The 16386-nt window shown below is 72.9% G+C and carries 11 protein-coding genes; 5 read left to right on the top strand and 6 right to left on the bottom strand.

The annotated features are described in order from the left end of the window. Nucleotides 1-144: 144 nt before the first annotated feature. Entirely contained in the window at nucleotides 145-1176 is a 1032-nt protein-coding gene (locus FE374_RS08650) for a lipid II:glycine glycyltransferase FemX (RefSeq protein WP_139928257.1), read from the bottom strand. 35 nt (nucleotides 1177-1211) lie between these two features. Beyond that, nucleotides 1212-2453: a carboxylate--amine ligase gene (locus FE374_RS08645; RefSeq protein WP_139928255.1), complete on the bottom strand. Its 1242-nt coding sequence runs from the start codon at nucleotides 2451-2453 to the stop codon at nucleotides 1212-1214. Between the two features lie 123 nt (nucleotides 2454-2576). Between FE374_RS08645 and FE374_RS08640 the strand changes: the two genes are divergently transcribed. From FE374_RS08640 to FE374_RS08620, 5 genes are all read left to right on the top strand, one after another. After that, a complete protein-coding gene (locus tag FE374_RS08640; RefSeq protein ID WP_139928253.1) occupies nucleotides 2577-3161 on the top strand; it encodes a DUF3000 domain-containing protein in 585 nt (194 codons plus the stop codon). A gap of 46 nt (nucleotides 3162-3207) precedes the next feature. Beyond that, a complete protein-coding gene (locus FE374_RS08635; RefSeq protein WP_388044429.1) occupies nucleotides 3208-4470 on the top strand; it encodes an HRDC domain-containing protein in 1263 nt (420 codons plus the stop codon). A gap of 55 nt (nucleotides 4471-4525) precedes the next feature. Continuing rightward, entirely contained in the window at nucleotides 4526-6742 is a 2217-nt protein-coding gene (locus tag FE374_RS08630) for a 3-hydroxyacyl-CoA dehydrogenase NAD-binding domain-containing protein (RefSeq protein WP_168205636.1), read from the top strand. A 165-nt stretch (nucleotides 6743-6907) separates the two neighbouring features. Next, nucleotides 6908-7693, top strand: a complete 786-nt coding sequence (locus FE374_RS08625; RefSeq protein WP_139928246.1) for a fumarylacetoacetate hydrolase family protein — start codon at nucleotides 6908-6910, stop codon at nucleotides 7691-7693. Next, on the top strand, nucleotides 7678-8499 hold the full coding sequence (locus tag FE374_RS08620) for an HpcH/HpaI aldolase family protein (protein WP_139928244.1): 822 nt from the start codon (nucleotides 7678-7680) through the stop codon (nucleotides 8497-8499). Before FE374_RS08625 ends, FE374_RS08620 begins: the two co-directional genes overlap by 16 nt. Nucleotides 8500-8655: 156 nt before the next feature. On the opposite strand, the gene pflA is transcribed toward FE374_RS08620, so the two are convergent. From pflA to FE374_RS08600, 4 genes are all read right to left on the bottom strand, one after another. Beyond that, nucleotides 8656-9558, bottom strand: coding sequence for a pyruvate formate-lyase-activating protein (gene pflA, locus FE374_RS08615; RefSeq protein ID WP_139928243.1), 903 nt, complete (start codon nucleotides 9556-9558; stop codon nucleotides 8656-8658). 115 nt (nucleotides 9559-9673) lie between these two features. Beyond that, nucleotides 9674-11935 carry a formate C-acetyltransferase gene (gene pflB / locus FE374_RS08610; RefSeq protein WP_139928240.1) on the bottom strand — a complete coding sequence of 754 codons (2262 nt, stop codon included), beginning with the start codon at nucleotides 11933-11935 and terminating at the stop codon, nucleotides 9674-9676. A 343-nt stretch (nucleotides 11936-12278) separates the two neighbouring features. Beyond that, on the bottom strand, nucleotides 12279-14258 hold the full coding sequence (gene dxs, locus FE374_RS08605) for a 1-deoxy-D-xylulose-5-phosphate synthase (protein WP_139928238.1): 1980 nt from the start codon (nucleotides 14256-14258) through the stop codon (nucleotides 12279-12281). Nucleotides 14259-14343: 85 nt separating this feature from the next. Next, nucleotides 14344-16386, bottom strand: a complete 2043-nt coding sequence (locus FE374_RS08600) for an amylo-alpha-1,6-glucosidase (protein WP_139928236.1) — start codon at nucleotides 16384-16386, stop codon at nucleotides 14344-14346.

Raw genomic sequence — 16386 nt, 5'->3', positions numbered from 1 at the left:
TAACAAAGGCGAACCTAACCGACCTTTTCGCAAAGGTCACGTGCCGAAAATAACGATCGTCCGAATGCGGCGCATGTCACAGCGCGCACGGCCGCGCCGTCGGCCCGCGCACGGGACCAAGGTCCTGCTGGCGCCTCGGGGCTGTCAGCGCCCCAGGCGCCCGCGCACCGCGCGCACCCCGGCCACCAGGCGCCGCTTGGCGCCCAGCGCCGCGACGAGGGCCGCGTACCGGGCGGGGTGCACGGGCACGTCCCACGCGCCGTCGACCTCCGCGATCTCCTCGCTGAACTTGGTCTTGAAGTCGCGCACCCCGGTCAGCTGCGGGGCGCGCGGGGAGTCGATGCCCATGAGGTCGAACGTGCGCACGCCGGAGGCGCGCAGCGCCGTCGCCATGTGCCAGACCAGCAGGTCGGCGGCGCCGGACTTGCGGCCCTCGGCGCTGGAGGCGGCGTAGTAGTAGGTGGCGTAGTCACCGTTGACCGTGACGAGGCCCCACGCGAGCACCCGGCCCTCCCTTCGGGTGACGAAGATGCGGGCGTGCTCGGGCCCGAGCGAGTCCAGCATGGTCCAGTACACGCGTTCGTCGGAGATGCCGAACCCGTCGCGCCCGCCGGTCTCCACGAGCACCTGGTACAGCTCGCGGAAGGCCTCACGGGTCAGGCCCGTCTCCTCGGTGGGGAGCATGGACTCGTCGCGCAGGGCCTTGCGCACGTCCCGCCGTCCCCGCTTCTTCATCCAGGCGAGGATCTGCTCCTCCTCGGGCGTCAGGTCGAGCACGACCGTGCGGTCGTAGGTGACGGTCTGGAGCAGCTCACGCAGGTCCGGCGCCGGGTGCCGGGCGTGCAGTCGCACGAACACCAGGCCACGGTCTGCGGCGCGCACGTGCTCGACCAGCGCGGCCCGCAGGGCCCGCTCCCGTGCCGCCGTCGCCTCGGCGAGCCAGACCGGGCCGTGCTTGGCCCACAGGTAGCGGAAGCCGCGCCCGCGCAGGTGCGTGAAGGAGGCGAGCGCGACCAGCTCCTCCCCCTCCCAGGCACCGAGCCGCCGCCACGGGGTGCGGCCGGGGACGGCGTCGTCGAAGGCGTCCCACGCGGGCGCCTGCTCGAGCGGGATGGTGGCACCGGCGCCCAGGCGCAGGTAGGTGGCGTCGTCCAGGGGGCGGACCGTGACGGTCATGAGGCTCCTCGTCTGCCGGTCGGGATGGGTGCCGGCTAGAAGCCGGTGTCCGTCGGGCGTGGGTAGTGGGTGCGCAGCCCGCGGACCTGGTTCACGCCCGCCAGCAGCCGGTAGGCGGTGCGTCGCACGTTGCGGTCCGCGGGGTAGTCCAGGGGGTGCACCGCGCGGCGACGGCGCAGCACGCCGCGGACCTTCGCCCGCAGCGCCGGGTCGGTCAGGTAGCGCGGCAGCACCGCGGTGGGCACGTAGTGGAACACGCCCGTGGTGGTGGCCAGCTCGGGGGTGTGCGCGCGGCCGTACACGAGGTCCTCGACCATCACCCGCACGGGGTTGGCCCCGCCCACGTTGATGTAGTAGTTGGACCGACCGATGCGCGGGTTGATGTCGAGCAGGCGGGGGACGCCGTCGCGGGGGTCGATCTTGACGTCGATGCTCGCGTAACCCCGGTAGTCCACCGCCGTGAGCACCTTGCGCACCATGTCCACGAGCGCGGCGTCGTACTCCACCAGGGTGATCGCCGCGTTGCCGAGGAAGGCGGGCTGGTGCAGGCCGAGCAGCACCTGCCCCGAGGCGGCCATCGTCATCTCGCCGCGGCTGTCCACGTAGGCGTTGACCACCCGGTTGTAGGTGTCGTCCCCGGGCACGAGCTCCTGGACGAGCATCTCGCCAGAGAACCCGGCCTGCTTGACCGCGGAGAGGATGTCGAGCACCTCCGGGAGGGTGTCCGCGTCGTACACCTTCTTCCGGCCGGGGAACCGCAGCACCTCGTACTCCCCCGAGGTGGCGGGCTTGACGACCACGGGGAAGGTGAGCTCGGCCAGCAGGGCCGGCCAGGCGTCGCGATCGGTGCCGGGGACGTCCACGGCCACGTGCCCGGGACTCGCCACCCCCTCGGCGCGCAGCACGCGGTCGAGCACGCCCTTGTCCCCCACCCGCTCGATGACGGCGTCCGGCGGCGTGGGCACCACGAACCGGTCCTCGAGCCAGGCGCGCTCACGGCGCACGAGGTCGATGTGGTGCTCGACGTTGACCATGAGCACGGGTTTGGTGCCGGGGTGCCGCGCGGCGATGGCGTCCAGCGAGGCCAGGAGGCGGTCGTCGTCCGCACCGGCACCCATGTAGACGTTGTCGATGATCGAGGAGTGGTCGATGGGCCCGCGGGGGCCTTCGCTGACCACCACCGAGCGCACGCCGTAGGCCTCGTGGAACGAGCGCGCCATGGAGTACACGCCGATGTCCGTGCCCAGGATCACCGGCGTGAGGGGGCGGGGTGTCATTGCGTGCGGTCCTCCTGCGCGTGGGGGCGCGCGCCTGGTCTCCCCGTCCGGTCCGGGCCAGTGTAATCGGGCCGCTGCGGCGCGCCTCTCCCGCGCCGTCGGCTCCCGGCCTAGCCTGAGCACGTGAAGGAAGACGTCCCGGTGGCGCCACCGGACTTCCAGGACGCGCTGGAAAGCCTGCGCGGCCATCGGGTGCGTCCCGAGCTCCGCCTCGAGGAGGTGCCCGCACCGTCGCGGATCGCCCCCTACGCGCTGGCCCTGACGGGTGAGGTCAACGCCACCCCGGGCACGATGGACCCGGACGGCTTCCTGGGCCACGGCCGCTTCGTCGTCCTGCACGATCCCGCGGGCCAGGAGGCCTGGCACGGCACGTTCCGGGTCATCGTGATGGCCAAGGCCCGCCTCGAGGACGAGATGGGCGCCGACCCGATGCTCGGCGAGGTCGGCTGGACCTGGCTGACCGACGCGCTCACCGAGGCCGGCGTCGGTTACCACGACCTCTCCGGCACGGTCACCCGGGTGCTCTCCGAGACCTTCGGTGGCCTCGAGCTGCGCGGCGGGCAGGTGGAGATCGAGGTCCGGGCGTCGTGGACTCCGACGACGACGGACCTCGGCCCGCACCTGCTGGCCTGGGCGGCCCTGACCTGCACGACGGCGGGGCTCGAGCCGCTGCCCGACAATGTCACCTCCCTCACACGGCGACGCTGAGCGCGGTGCGACGCCGGGCGGACGGGCAGGGCGTAGCGTGACGGACGTGCCCGTCCCACCGTCCAACGCCGCCCCCGCGGTGGTGACCGCGCCGAGCTCAGGCACGCTCCCACCGGTCCCGCTTACCGAGCCGGCCGACGGTGTGCCCCCGGTCGTCGACACCCCCCAGGCTCTGGCCGACGTCGTCGCCCGCCTGGCCGCCGGCACCGGGCCGGTCGCCGTGGACGCGGAGCGGGCCTCGGGCTACCGCTACGGCCAGGCCGCCTACCTGGTCCAGCTCCGCCGTGCGGGCGCGGGCACGGTGCTCATCGACCCGGTCCCGCTGCCCGACCTGGGCAGCCTCGCCGCCGTGATCAACCCCGCCGAGTGGGTGCTGCACGCCGCCGACCAGGACCTGCCCTGTCTGCGCGAGCTCGGGCTGACCCCGGCGACGCTGTTCGACACCGAGCTCGCCTCCCGGCTCCTCGGCCGCGAGCGGGTCGGGCTGGCCGCCGTCGTCGCGGAGAACCTGGGCTACGAGCTGGCCAAGGAGCACTCGGCGGCCGACTGGTCCACCCGCCCGCTGCCCGAGTCGTGGCTGAGGTACGCCGCCCTCGACGTCGAGCTGCTGCTCGAGCTGCGTGCGGTGCTCACCGGGCAGCTGCAGGCCGCGGGCAAGCTGGCGTGGGCCGAGCAGGAGTTCGAGCACGTCCGCACCGCCGCGCCGAACCCCCCGCGGATCGACCCGTGGCGCCGCACGTCCGGCCTGCAGGCGGTGCGCAGCACCCGTGGCCTGGCCGTCGCCCGCGAGCTGTGGGTGGCCCGCGAGGAGCTCGGTCAGGAGCTGGACCGCTCCCCCGGGCGGGTGCTCCCGGCCGGCGCGATCGTGGCCGCCGCCCTGGCGCTGCCCCGTACGGAGGGCCAGCTGGTGCGGCTGCGGGAGTTCGCGGGCCGCGGCACGCGCAAGCGGGCCGCGTACTGGCAGGCCGCCATCAACCGTGCGCTGGAGCTGCCGGAGTCCGAGCTGCCACCCAAGCGGGCGGCGCGCGAGCCGGGGCAGCTGCCCGCCCCTCGCGCGTGGGGCGAGAAGAACCCTGACGCCGCCGCCCGGCTGGAGGTCGTGCGCACCTGTGTGCGCACGGTGGCCGCCGCGCACGACCTGCCCCAGGAGAACCTGCTCGCGCCGGCCACGCAGCGCCACCTGGCGTGGGAGACACCGGCCCGCCCCACCACGGACGACGTGGCCGACCGGCTCACCGAGCTCGGTGCGCGGCAGTGGCAGTTGGAGCTGGTCGCCGGCCCGCTCGCCGAGGCGATCACCGCAGTCTGACGCTCGCGGTAGGCTCCCAGCGACCTGCCCGACACCGCCGTCAGGAGCTCATGTCGTGCCTGGAACCGAAGAGCGCGTCACCGTCGTGCGGACCACCGACCTCGAGGTCACCGACCTCGGCACCGTGCTGGTCCTGACCCTCGAGCCCGAGGACGGCAGCGACCGGCCGTGCACACTGGGCGAACGGGGCCTCGACAACCTCGCGGACGCCCTGGCCGCGGCGCACGAGCGGGCACGCACGGGGCGTCTCGCCGCCGTGGTGCTCACCGGCACCGGCCGCACGTTCCTCGCGGGTGCCGACCTGGGGGCCGTCCGTGCCGTCACCGACATCGAGGAGGCCCGCCTGCTCGCGCGCCGCGGCCACGAGGTGGTCGCCGCCATCGCCGACCTGCCGGTGCCCACCCTGGCCCACCTGAACGGTGCCGCCCTCGGCGGCGGCCTCGAGGTCGCCCTCGCCTGTGACTACCGGACGGCGGCGCGGGACGTCCGGGCTATCGGGCTGCCCGAGACCCACCTCGGCCTGATCCCGGGCTGGGGCGGGTGCACCTTCCTCCCCCGCCTGGTCGGGCCCGCTACCGCGCTCGAGATCATCGTCGACAACCCGGCCCGCAACAACCGCCTCCTCGACGCCGGCGCGGCCCTGGCGCACGGGCTGGTGGACCTCGTGGTCGCCGCGCCGGACGACGGCCCGGGTGTGCTGGCCGAGGCCGGCGCCCACGGCCTTGGTGGCGGCGGGGCCACCGAGGAGGAGCCGCCGCCCCGGTCCGGGGTGCCGCGCCCGGTCATCGAGTGGCTCCGGCAGGCCGTCGACGGCCAGGTGCCCGTGGCACGCCGCGTCGAGCGGCCCACCGGCCCCCATCCGGGCGACCCGGCGAGCGACGACGAGTGGCTCGCCGCCGTGGACGCCCGCCATCCGCTGGCTCAGGCCCGCGCGGCCGGTGGCGCGCCCGCGTACGAGCGTGCCCTGCGGACGGTGGCCGCGTCTCGGAACCGCTCCCGGGCGGAGAGCTTCGCCGTCGAGGACGACGCCCTGGCCGAGCTCGTCATGACCGAGGCCCTGCACGCGAGCCTGTACGCGACCGACCTCCTCCGCCGCCGCCGCAAGCACCCCGCGGGCCGACCGGAGGGGACCGCGCCGCGTGAGATCCGCGCCGTCGGGGTGGCCGGGGCCGGGCTGATGGCCGGTCAGCTCGCCCTGCTGCTGGCCCGGTCGCTGCGGGTGCCCGTGACGATGCGCGACCTCGACGAGGAGCGGGCGCGGCGCGGCCTCGACGCCGTGCACGCGCAGGTGGACCGCCTGCGCACCCAGGGGCGGCTGGACGACCGGGGGGCGGCGGCGCTGACGGACCTGCTGCGGGTCACCACCGACGTGGCCGACCTCGCCGACTCCGACGTGGTCATCGAGGCCGTCTTCGAGGAGCTCGACGTCAAACGGCAGGTCTTCGCCGAGCTCGAGAACGTCGTCGGCCCGACGGCCGTGCTGGCCACGAACACGTCCGCCCTGTCGGTCACAGAGATGGCCGTCGGTCTGGAGCACCCCGGACGCGTGGTCGGGCTGCACTTCTTCAACCCGGTGGCCCAGATGCCGCTGGTCGAGGTGGTCCGGGCCGACCGCACCGACGACGCCACGTACGCCACGGCATTCGCGATCGCCCACGCGTGCCGCAAGACAGCGGTGGCGGTGGCCGACGCCCCCGGCTTCGTGGTCAACCGCCTCCTCGTGCGCCTGCTCGGGGAGGTGCTCGGCGCTCTGGAGGAAGGCACCACGGTGGCCGACGCCGACCGTGCGCTGGCGGGCATGGGTCTGCCGATGGGGCCGTTCCAGCTGCTCCAGCTGGTGGGGCCGGCGGTGGCCGAGCACGTGCTCGTCACGCTGCGGCGTGATCTGGGCGAGCGCTACGCCGACTCCCCCGGTCTGGCCCGCGTGGTGCGCGAAGGGCGTGCGTTCGTCACCTTCGAGGGCCGGCCGAGCGCCACCTCCCCGGTGGACCCGGCGGTGGGTGAGCTGTTCGGGTCACGGCCGGTGCCGCAGCCGCTGGACGCCGCGGGGCTGCTCGACCGGGTGCGGCGGGCGCTCGCGCAGGAGACCGACCTGCTCCTGAACGACGGCGTGGCTGCCGACGCCGGGGACGTGGACCTGGCGATGATCCTCGGGGCGGGCTGGCCGCTGCACAACGGCGGCCTCACGGCATACCTGGACCGCACCGGGGCCGCCGAGGCGGTCACGGGGCGGCGGTTCCACGAGCCGGGGGTGGCCAGCCCGCCGCGGTAGCCACCCGCCGCACCCCATCTCAGAACGGGTTGGCGGGAATCGTGGAGGCCGCGCGGCCTGCCAGAGTGGCGTCAGGGCGAGTGCACGCCCGGTCACCAGCTGTGACCCCTCGTCGTCCCGGACCCACCAACGGGTCCGGGACGACGCCTGTGCAAGGAGGAACTGATGCTCTCAACTGAGACCGTCGCCGCGATCGCCGACGAGCTCGCGGTCGCCGAGCGTGACCGCACCACCGTCCCACCGCTGGGCAAGCGGCACCCCGGCATGACGATCGAGGACTCCTACGCCGTGCAGAACGAGTGGCGCCGGCGGGCGATCGAGGCCGGCCGGCGGCCCGTCGGCCGCAAGATCGGGCTGACGTCGAAGGTGATGCAGGCGGCGACCGGTATCGACGAGCCCGACTACGGCGCCATCTTCGCCGACATGGTGCTCGAGAACGGCGCGGTCATCGAGCACTCCCGGTTCTCCAACGTGCGCATCGAGGTCGAGCTCGCCTTCAAGCTCGCCGAGCCGGTCGACGGCCCCCACGCGACGGTCTTCGACGTGCTGCGGGCGACCGAGTACGTCGTGCCGGCCCTGGAGATCCTCTCGTCCCGGGTCGAGATGAAGGACAAGACCATCGTCGACAACATCAGCGACAACGCCGCCATGGGCGCGATGGTCTACGGCGGCAACCCGGTGAAGATCGGCGACGTCGACCTCCGCTGGGTCTCGGCGCTGCTGTACAGGAACGAGACCATCGAGGAGTCCGGCGTCGCCGCGGCCGTGCTCAACCACCCCGCGATGGGCGTCGCATGGCTGGCGAACAAGCTCGCCCAGCACGGCGACCGGCTCGAGGCCGGGGAGATCGTGCTCGCGGGCTCGTTCACCCGCCCGATGTGGGTGGAGAAGGGCGACACCGTGCTCGCCGACTTCCGAGAGCTGGGAACCATCTCATGTCGCTTCGTCTGACGCCGACCTTCCGCGACGCGCTGGCGGCCCAGCCCGGACGCGGCGCGGCGGCTCGTCCGCTCGCGGGGATCTGGGTGTGCTCCGGCAGCCCGCTCGTCGCGGAGATCTGCGCGGGCTCGGGCCTGGACTGGATGCTCATCGACATGGAGCACTCCCCCAACGGCCTCGAGTCGGTGCTGGGACAGCTGCAGGCGGTCGCCGCCTACCCCATGACTCCGGTCGTGCGCGTGCCGACCAATGACGTCGTGACGATCATGCAGGTGCTCGACCTCGGCGCGCAGAACCTGCTGGTCCCCATGGTGTCGTCCGCCGAGGAGGCACGCGCCGCCGTCGAGGCCGCCCGGTACCCCCCGCGCGGGCGTCGCGGTGTCGGCTCGGCCCTGGCCCGGTCCGCACGGTGGAACCGCGTCGACGGCTATCTCACGGACGCCGACGCGCACGTGTCGCTGTTCGTGCAGATCGAGACCACCGAGGGCGTGGACGCCGCCGCCGAGATCGCGGCGGTCGACGGCGTGGACGGGGTCTTCGTGGGGCCGTCCGACCTCTCCGCATCGATGGGGCTGCTGGGCCAGCAGAGCCACCCGGAGGTCGTGGCCGCCGTCGGCCGGGCCTTCGAGGCGGTGCGCGCGGCGGGCAAGCCGGTCGGCGTCAACGCGTTCGACCCGGCGGTCGCCCGCTCCTACATGGACGCCGGGGCCTCCTTCGTGCTGGTGGGGGCCGACGTGGCGCTCCTCGCGCGCAGCTCCGAGGCGCTCGCTGCCACGTTCGTGCCCGCGGCCGACGAGAGCGCGCGCACGAGCTACTGAGACGACGGCCGCACGCGACTCAGCGACGGTGTGACGTCCAGCGCGGCTTCTTGCTCCGACCGCGCCTGTTCGCGGCTCGCGCGGGTGGCGCACCACCCGCGCGAGCCACAAGAACCCGCGCTCGGCGCACGAACCCACGTTCGTTGGGAGCTGTCCTCAGTACACCGTCAGCCCACGCCGCTGGAACTGGCCGCGCACGCGCTCGACGAGCTCCGCCGTCGGCGCCGGGGTGTCCACGAGCTCGTAGGCCATGCCCAGCCGCTCCCACTTGTCCTTGCCCATGTTGTGGAAGGGCAGCACCTCCACCCGGGCCACCGTGGACAGGCTCGCCACGTGGTCGGCGACGGCCTCGACGTTGTCGAAGTCGTCGGTCAGGCCCGGCACGAGCACGTACCGGATCCAGATCGGCATGCCGCGGTCGGCCAGGCGGCGGGAGAAGTCCAGCGTGGGCTGCAGGTCCCGGCCGGTGGTGCGGCGGTAGGTCTCCGGGTCGCCGGACTTGATGTCGAGGAGCACGAGGTCGATGTCGTCGAGCAGCGCCTCGGAGGCGTAGGCGCCGAGGAACCCGGAGGTGTCGATGGTGGTGTGCACACCCATCTCCTTGGCGCCGCGCAGCAGCCGGCCCAGGAACGCGGGCTGCATGAGCGGCTCGCCACCGGAGACGGTGAGCCCGCCGCGGGTGGCCTTGAAGATCGGCAGGTACCGCTTGACCCGGACGAGCAGGTCCTCGACGGCGATGGGCTCGCCGTCCTTCATCTTCAGGGTGTCGGGGTTGTGGCAGTACAGGCAGCGCAGCGGGCAGCCGGCGAGGAAGACGGTCAGGCGGGTGCCGGGGCCGTCGACGGCGGTGACGAGCTCCCAGGAGTGCATGGACCCGACCCTTCCGGCGCGGACCGCGGCGATGTGGTCGTGGCGGTCCATGAGCTCGGCCGAGGCGATCCCGGCGGTGCCGGCGCTGCGGCGCAGCCGAGGCACGTTGTCCTCGGGGACGGGCTCGTAGAAGCCGTTGATCCCGTCGGGCGCGACGATGCCGGCCGTGGGTGGCTCGACGGCGGTCATGGGGCCTCCTGTCGCGGGTCGGGGTGCCGGAGCCGCACCCGGTTCCGCAGGTGCGTCGGTGCTGGGCGAGCCCCGTCCGGCCCGGCGGTCGGCCGGGCCGGACGGCGGCTGCTGGCTACAGGGCGCCGTGGAAGGTGCGGGAGATGACGTCGAGCTGCTGCTCGCGGGTCAGCCGCACGAAGTTCACGGCATAGCCGGAGACGCGGATGGTCAGCTGCGGGAACTTCTCCGGGTTCTCCATGGCCTCGTAGAGGGTGTCCCGGTTCAGCACGTTGACGTTCATGTGGTAGCCCGCGGACCCGGTGTAGGAGTCCAGGAGTCCCACGAGGTTGGTGACCTGCTCGTCCTTGGTGCGGCCGAGCCCGGAGGGCACCACCGTGTTGGTCAGCGAGATCCCGTCCTGCGCCTCGTCGTAGGGCAGCTTGGCCACCGAGAGCGCAGAGGCGAGCATGCCGTGGCTGTCCCGGCCGTTCATCGGGTTCGCACCGGGAGCGAACGGCTCGCCCGAGCGGCGACCGTCCGGGGTGTTGCCGGTGTGCTTGCCGTAGACGACGTTCGAGGTGATGGTCAGCACCGACTGGGTGTGCACCGCGTTCCGGTAGGTCGGGACCTTGCGGATCTTCGCCATGAACTTCCGAGTGAGCGTGACGGCGATGTCGTCCACGCGGTCGTCGTCGTTGCCAAACATCGGGAACTCGCCCTCGATGAGGTAGTCGACGACGAGACCGTCTTCGTTCCGCACCGGCTTGACCGTGGCGTACTTGATGGCCGAGAGGGAGTCCGCGGCCACCGACAGGCCGGCGATGCCGCAGGCCATGGTCCGCAGCACCTCCTTGTCGTGCAGGGCCATCTCGAGGCGCTCGTAGGCGTACTTGTCGTGCATGTAGTGGATGCAGTTGAGCGCATCGACGTAGGTCTGGGCGAGCCAGTCCAGGAGCACGTCGTACTTGGCCACGATGTCGTCGTACTCGAGCACGTCGCCGGTCACCGCCGGGGTGACCGGGGCGATCTGCTTGCCGGAGTTCTCGTCCTTGCCACCGTTGACGGCGTAGAGGAGGGCCTTGGCAAGGTTCACGCGGGCGCCGAAGAACTGCATCTGCTTGCCCACGGCCATCGGGGAGACGCAGCAGGCGATCGCGGCGTCGTCGCCCCACGCGTTGGAGATCTGGGCGTCGGACTCGTACTGGATGGCGGAGGTGTCGATGGAGACCTGCGCGCAGAAGCGCTTGAAGCCCTCGGGCAGTGCGTCGCTCCACAGGACGGTGAGGTTCGGCTCGGGAGCCGGGCCCAGGTTGTACAGGGTCTGCAGCATCCGGAAGGAGTTCTTCGTGACAAGGGTGCGGCCGTCGGTGCCCATGCCACCGATGGACTCGGTGACCCAGGTGGGGTCCCCGGAGAAGAGCTCGTCGTACTCCGGCGTACGCAGGAAGCGGACGATGCGCAGCTTGATGACGAAGTCGTCGATCATCTCCTGCGCCTCGGACTCCGTCAGGTGACCGGCGTCCAGGTCACGCTGGATGTAGGCGTCGAGGAAGGTCGAGGTGCGGCCCAGCGACATGGCCGCGCCGTTCTGCTCCTTCACTGCGCCGAGGTAGGCGAAGTACAGCCACTGGATGGCCTCACGGGCGGTGGTGGCGGGGCGGGAGATGTCGTAGCCGTAGGAGGCGGCCATCTCCTTGAGCTCATGCAGGGCGCGGATCTGCTCGGTGTTCTCCTCGCGGTCGCGGATGACGTCCTCGACGCTGCGCAGGGTGTCGAGCTCGGCGCGCTCGGCCTTCTTGGCGGTGATGAGGGTGTCCACGCCGTAGAGCGCGACGCGGCGGTAGTCGCCGATGATGCGGCCGCGGCCGTAGGCGTCCGGCAGGCCGGTGACGATGTGGGCGCTGCGTGCCTTGCGCACGTCGGGCGGGTAGACGTCGAAGACGCCCTGGTTGTGGGTCTTGCGGTACTTGGTGAAGATGTCCTTCACCAGCGGGTCCACCTCGTACCCGTAGGTCTCCAGCGAGGTCTCCACCATCCGCCAGCCACCCAGGGGCATGATCGCCCGCTTGAGCGGGGCGTCGGTCTGCAGACCGACGATGAGCTCGTTGCCCTCGTCGATGTAACCCGGCGCGTGAGCGGTGATGCCGGCGGGGGTCTTCGGGTCGACGTCGTAGACGCCCTTCTCCCGCTCGGCGGGGAACATCGCCATGAGCGTGTTCCAGATGCCGGTGGTGCGATCGGTGGGCCCGGCAAGGAAGCCTGCGTCGCCGGTGTACGGCGTGTAGTTGCTCTGGATGAAGTCACGCACGTCGATCGCGCTGCACCACGGTCCCGGCGTGAAGCCGTCCCAGGCGCCGGTTCCCGATGTTGCGTGCTCGGTCGTGATGGTGGCCATCTCCGCTGCCTCCTCGTCCGAGGCGGCAACCCTTACCGCCTCGTCCTCAACGTTACGAAATAGGACCTTCCGACACGTGGGACCAACGACCGCGCCGGAGCGTGGGGCCGCTCACAGCGCCGTGACCTGCGCCTCAGCCCAGTCCTTGACCGGTGTGTGGACGCATTTTGACCGTGTTGGCGTAGCGAGCCGCTGCGCCGTGACAATCGCGGGTCCACGGCAATCGAGGTCGCCCATATGGTCGAAATTCTGACCATATGGGCGACTTCGTTGTGGCGCAGGTCCCCGCAGCCGGGGTGGCCATGCTCGCCGAAGTGATGACGGCCATGCTCGAACGCAGACCTCAACGGCCAGACTGCGCGTCCGGACCGGGCCGGGTGGAGTCCGCGGCCGCCGCCTCACCGGCGCGCGGTCCGACGGCGCGCGGTCCGACGGACGGGCTCGCCGACGGGGGCAGACCGGCGACGGCGGCCGCGGCCTCCCGCGCGATGTCCTGCCCGCGCAGGTGGAACTCCTCCACGAGCTCCCCGCGTGAGGCGTGCTCGAGGAACCGGGCGGGGATGCCGTGGGAGCGCACCGGCACGTCGCTGCCCGCGGCGGCGAGTGCGTCGCGCAGGGCCGAGCCGACCCCCGCGGTGACCAGCCCGTCCTCGACGGTGACGACGAGGTCGTGCTGACGGGCGAGGTCCACCAGGTCCGCGGAGACGGGCAGCACCCAGCGCGGGTCCACCACGGTCGCGCCGATGCCCTGGGCGTCCAGGCCCGTGGCGACCTCGACAGCGGTGTGTGTCATCACGCCGACGCCCACCACGAGCACCCGCGGCGACCCGGCGTGACGTGCCAGGACGTCGACGCTGCCGTGCCGGCCCAGTGCGGGCAGCGCCTCGGGCAGCGCCCCCTTGGGATAGCGCACCACGGTGGGGGCGTCCTCGACGGCGACGGCCTCACGCAGCTCGGCCCGCAGGGTGGCCTCGTCGCGCGGCGCCGCCAGTCGCAGCCCGGGCACGGTGCGCAGCAGCGCCATGTCCCACATGCCGTTGTGGGAGGCACCGTCGTCCCCGGTCAGACCGGAGCGGTCGAGCACGAAGGTCACGCCGGCGCGGTGCAGGGCGACGTCCATGAGCAGCTGGTCGTAGCCGCGGTTGAGGAACGTCGCGTATAGCGCGATCACCGGGTGCAGGCCGGCGAAGGCCATCCCGGCGGCCGAGGTGACGGCGTGCTGCTCGGCGATGCCGACGTCGAACACCCGGTCCGGGAACTCCTCTGCGAACGGTGCGAGCCCGACCGGCGCCAGCATGGCCGCGGTCAGGGCGACGACGTCGCTGCGCCGTCGGCCGATCTCGACGATCTCCTCGGCGAAGACCGACGTCCAGCCGAAACGCGAGGGGGCGACCGGCAGCCCGGTCTCGGGGTGGATGACCCCGACCGCGTGGAACCGGTCGACGACGTCGGTCTCGGCCGGGGTGTAGCCGCGGCCCTTCTCGGTGATGGCGTGGACGATCACCGGACCGCCGAAGGCCTTCGCGCGGCCCAGCGCCACCTCGAGCTCGACGATGTCGTGCCCGTCGATCGGCCCGACGTACTTGATGCCGAGGCCCTCGAACAGGCCCTGCGGGGCGATGACGTCCTTGAGGCCCTTCTTCATGCCGTGCAGGGCGTCGAAGGCCATCCGGCCGGGCGGGCCGGAGCGCTGCAGGGTCCGCTTGCCCCAGTCGAGGACCTTCTCGTAGTGCGGGGTGGTGCGCAGGGCGTCGAGGTGACGGGCCAGGCCGCCGATGGTCGGGGCGTAGGAGCGGCCGTTGTCGTTGACCACGATGACGACCGAGCGGTCCTGGCCCTCGGCGATGTTGTTCAGGGCCTCCCAGGCCATGCCGCCGGTCAGGGCGCCGTCGCCGATGACGGCCACCACGCTGCGGCCGGTGAGCCCGCGCAGCTGGTTGGCCTTGGCGATGCCGTCCGCCCAGCTCAGCGCGGTGGAGGCGTGGGAGTTCTCGACGACGTCGTGGTCCGACTCGGTCCGGGAGGGGTACCCGGACAGCCCGCCGCGGCGGCGCAGGTTCTCGAAGTCCTGCCGGCCGGTGAGGAGCTTGTGCACGTAGGCCTGGTGGCCGGTGTCGAAGACGATCCGGTCCCGCGGTGAGTCGAACACGCGGTGCAGGGCGACGGTGAGCTCGACGACGCCGAGGTTGGGTCCCATGTGCCCGCCGGTCCGTGAGACCGCGTTCACCAAGAAGTCGCGGACCTCCTTGGCAAGGACCTCCAGCTCCGGGATGCTCAGACCCCGCAGGTCTGCCGGACGCCGGATCCGCTCCAGGTGGCTCATCGTGCTCCTTCCGCGCCGACGGATCGACGCACCGGCGACCCACTGTAGGTCCGTCGCGGCCCATGTGCGAGACGCGGGACCCTGCTCAGGTCGCCACGACCCGCAGGTCCGCACCCGTGCGGACCACCACGTCGCGGGCGCGGCCGACGTCGACGGAGAGCTCGTGGCCGGCCAGCCGCAGCCCGGTCACGGCGAGGCCCTCGGTGACCGCCCCGCCGGCGGGCCGCACGTGGAGCTCGCCGGCGGGCACGTCGGCCCGCAGGCCGAGGGCTGCGGTGATCAGCGCGACGGCGGCAGCCGCCGACCACGCCTGCGGTCGGCACGCGGCCGGGTACGGCACCGGACCGGGGACCGTGCCGCGGGCGTCGCCGGAGAACAGCTCTGGCAACCGGTAGCTGAAGTGCGGCGCCGCCTCGAGCAGCCCCGAGCCGAGTCGCTCCGCCTCGGTGACGAAGCCCGCCCGCGCCATGGACATGACGGCGATGGCGGTGTCGTGCGGCCAGACCGTGCCGCCGTGGTAGCTCAGCGGCCAGTACCCGCCCGCCCGCGTGGACAGGGTGCGCAGGCCGTAGCCCGAGTCCATGTCGGCGCTGGTCAGCCGGACGACGACGAGCTCCTCCTCCGCGGCGGTGAGCAGACCGGTGCCGAGCAGGTGACCGATGTTCGAGGTGAGGGAGTCCACCGGGCGCTTCGCGCCGTCGAGCGCGACGGCCGGGTAGGGGCCGGCGCCGTCGTCGACCCAGAAGCTCTCCCGGAACCGTCCGGCGAGCCGGGCGGCCCAGTCGCGCCAGCGTTCGGCGCCGGATCGGCCGAACGCCTCGAGGAGTGCCGCGCCGCCCCGGGCGGCCTCGTGCGCGTAGCCCTGCACCTCGCACAGCGCGATGGTGCCCGCCGCCAGCGTGCCGTCGCGCCACTGGATGGAGTCGCCCGAGTCCTTCCACCCCTGGTTGGCCAGGCCCGTCCCGCTGGTGTCGAGGTACTCGAGGAAGCCGTCGCCGTCGGCGTCGCCGTGGTCGCCCATCCAGGTCAGGGCGGCCTCGAGGTGGGGCAGCAGCGCGGCGACGTCGTCCTCGGCCATCCCCCACCGCCACGCGTCGTGCAGCAGGCAGACCCACAGCGGGGTGGCGTCGATCGTGCCGTAGTACAGCGGCGGCAGCACGGTGTGCGCGTCGATCACCAGCTCCTCGCGGCGCAGCTCGTGGAGGATCTTGCCCGGCTGCTCGGCGGTGCGCGGGTCGGTTCGGGTGCCCTGCGCGGCCCCGAGGGTGCGCAGGGTCCCGCGGGCCAGGTCGGTCCCCAGCGGCAGGAGCATCCGGGCGGCCCAGAGGGAGTCGCGGCCGAACAGGGTGAGGAACCACGGCGCACCGGCGGCGAGGAAGGTGCTGTCCGGCGCGAGCGTGGACCGCAGGCGCAGGCTCTCCAGGTCCGCCAGGCTCTGCCGCACGAGCCCGGGCAGGCGCCGGTCGGCGGCGTCCACCCGCGGCGCGGACCACTCCGCCGGCCCGGGCGCGGGCAGGACGACGGCGGCGGTGTCGGTGACGTGGGCCGTCCACGTGAGGGTGCGCGGCGCGGCGGCCGCCACGGTGACGTGCCAGCGCAGCACCGCGCCGTCCGGCGTCAGCTCGACCTCCGCCGTGGGGGCGTCCACCCGCACCTCGATGCCGTCTGGCCCGGTCCACCGGGCGGGAGGGCCGGGCGCGGGGGCGTGCGCCGTCGTCCCGGCGCCGTACTTGATCCGGTCCATGGGGGCCATGTCGCTGGCGAGCGTGACGGCGACCTCCGCGACCACCGGCTCGGCGGTGGCGCAGCTGAGCGTGATCTCCTCTGTCATGCGTCCCGGGGCAACCAGCCGGCGCCGCTCCACGCGCGTGGTCGGATCGGCGCCGGGGCCGTCCACCGACCGCGCGACGGCGACGATGCGCACCGTGCCCGCGCCCTCCGGGCCGGCGGCGAGTACCTCCGGCTCCTCACCCCCGACGGTCAGGACGGCGCGGCTGAGCACCCGCACGTCCGCGTGCATCAGGCCCTGCGTGCCGCTGCCGCGGACCTGCCCGTCGGAGGCGGACCACGCCTGCGTCGGTGCGTGCAGGCAGACCAGCAGGTCCTGCAGGAAAGGTTGGCGCGTCAT

The sequence above is a fragment of the Georgenia yuyongxinii genome (genome assembly GCF_006352065.1).
Classification (GTDB): domain Bacteria; phylum Actinomycetota; class Actinomycetes; order Actinomycetales; family Actinomycetaceae; genus Georgenia; species Georgenia yuyongxinii.
The sequence above is the reverse complement of the archived record's forward strand: the minus strand, read 5'-3'. Positions and strand labels throughout refer to the sequence as shown.

Coding starts and splice junctions, on each gene's coding strand:
- FE374_RS08650 (WP_139928257.1), bottom strand. CDS start 1,176: ATGACCGTCACGGTCCGCCCCCTGGACGACGCCACCTACCTGCGCCTG.
- FE374_RS08645 (WP_139928255.1), bottom strand. CDS start 2,453: ATGACACCCCGCCCCCTCACGCCGGTGATCCTGGGCACGGACATCGGC.
- FE374_RS08625 (WP_139928246.1), top strand. CDS start 6,908: ATGCTCTCAACTGAGACCGTCGCCGCGATCGCCGACGAGCTCGCGGTC.
- FE374_RS08620 (WP_139928244.1), top strand. CDS start 7,678: ATGTCGCTTCGTCTGACGCCGACCTTCCGCGACGCGCTGGCGGCCCAG.
- pflA (WP_139928243.1), bottom strand. CDS start 9,558: ATGACCGCCGTCGAGCCACCCACGGCCGGCATCGTCGCGCCCGACGGG.
- pflB (WP_139928240.1), bottom strand. CDS start 11,935: ATGGCCACCATCACGACCGAGCACGCAACATCGGGAACCGGCGCCTGG.
- dxs (WP_139928238.1), bottom strand. CDS start 14,258: ATGAGCCACCTGGAGCGGATCCGGCGTCCGGCAGACCTGCGGGGTCTG.
- FE374_RS08600 (WP_139928236.1), bottom strand. CDS start 16,386: ATGACGCGCCAACCTTTCCTGCAGGACCTGCTGGTCTGCCTGCACGCA.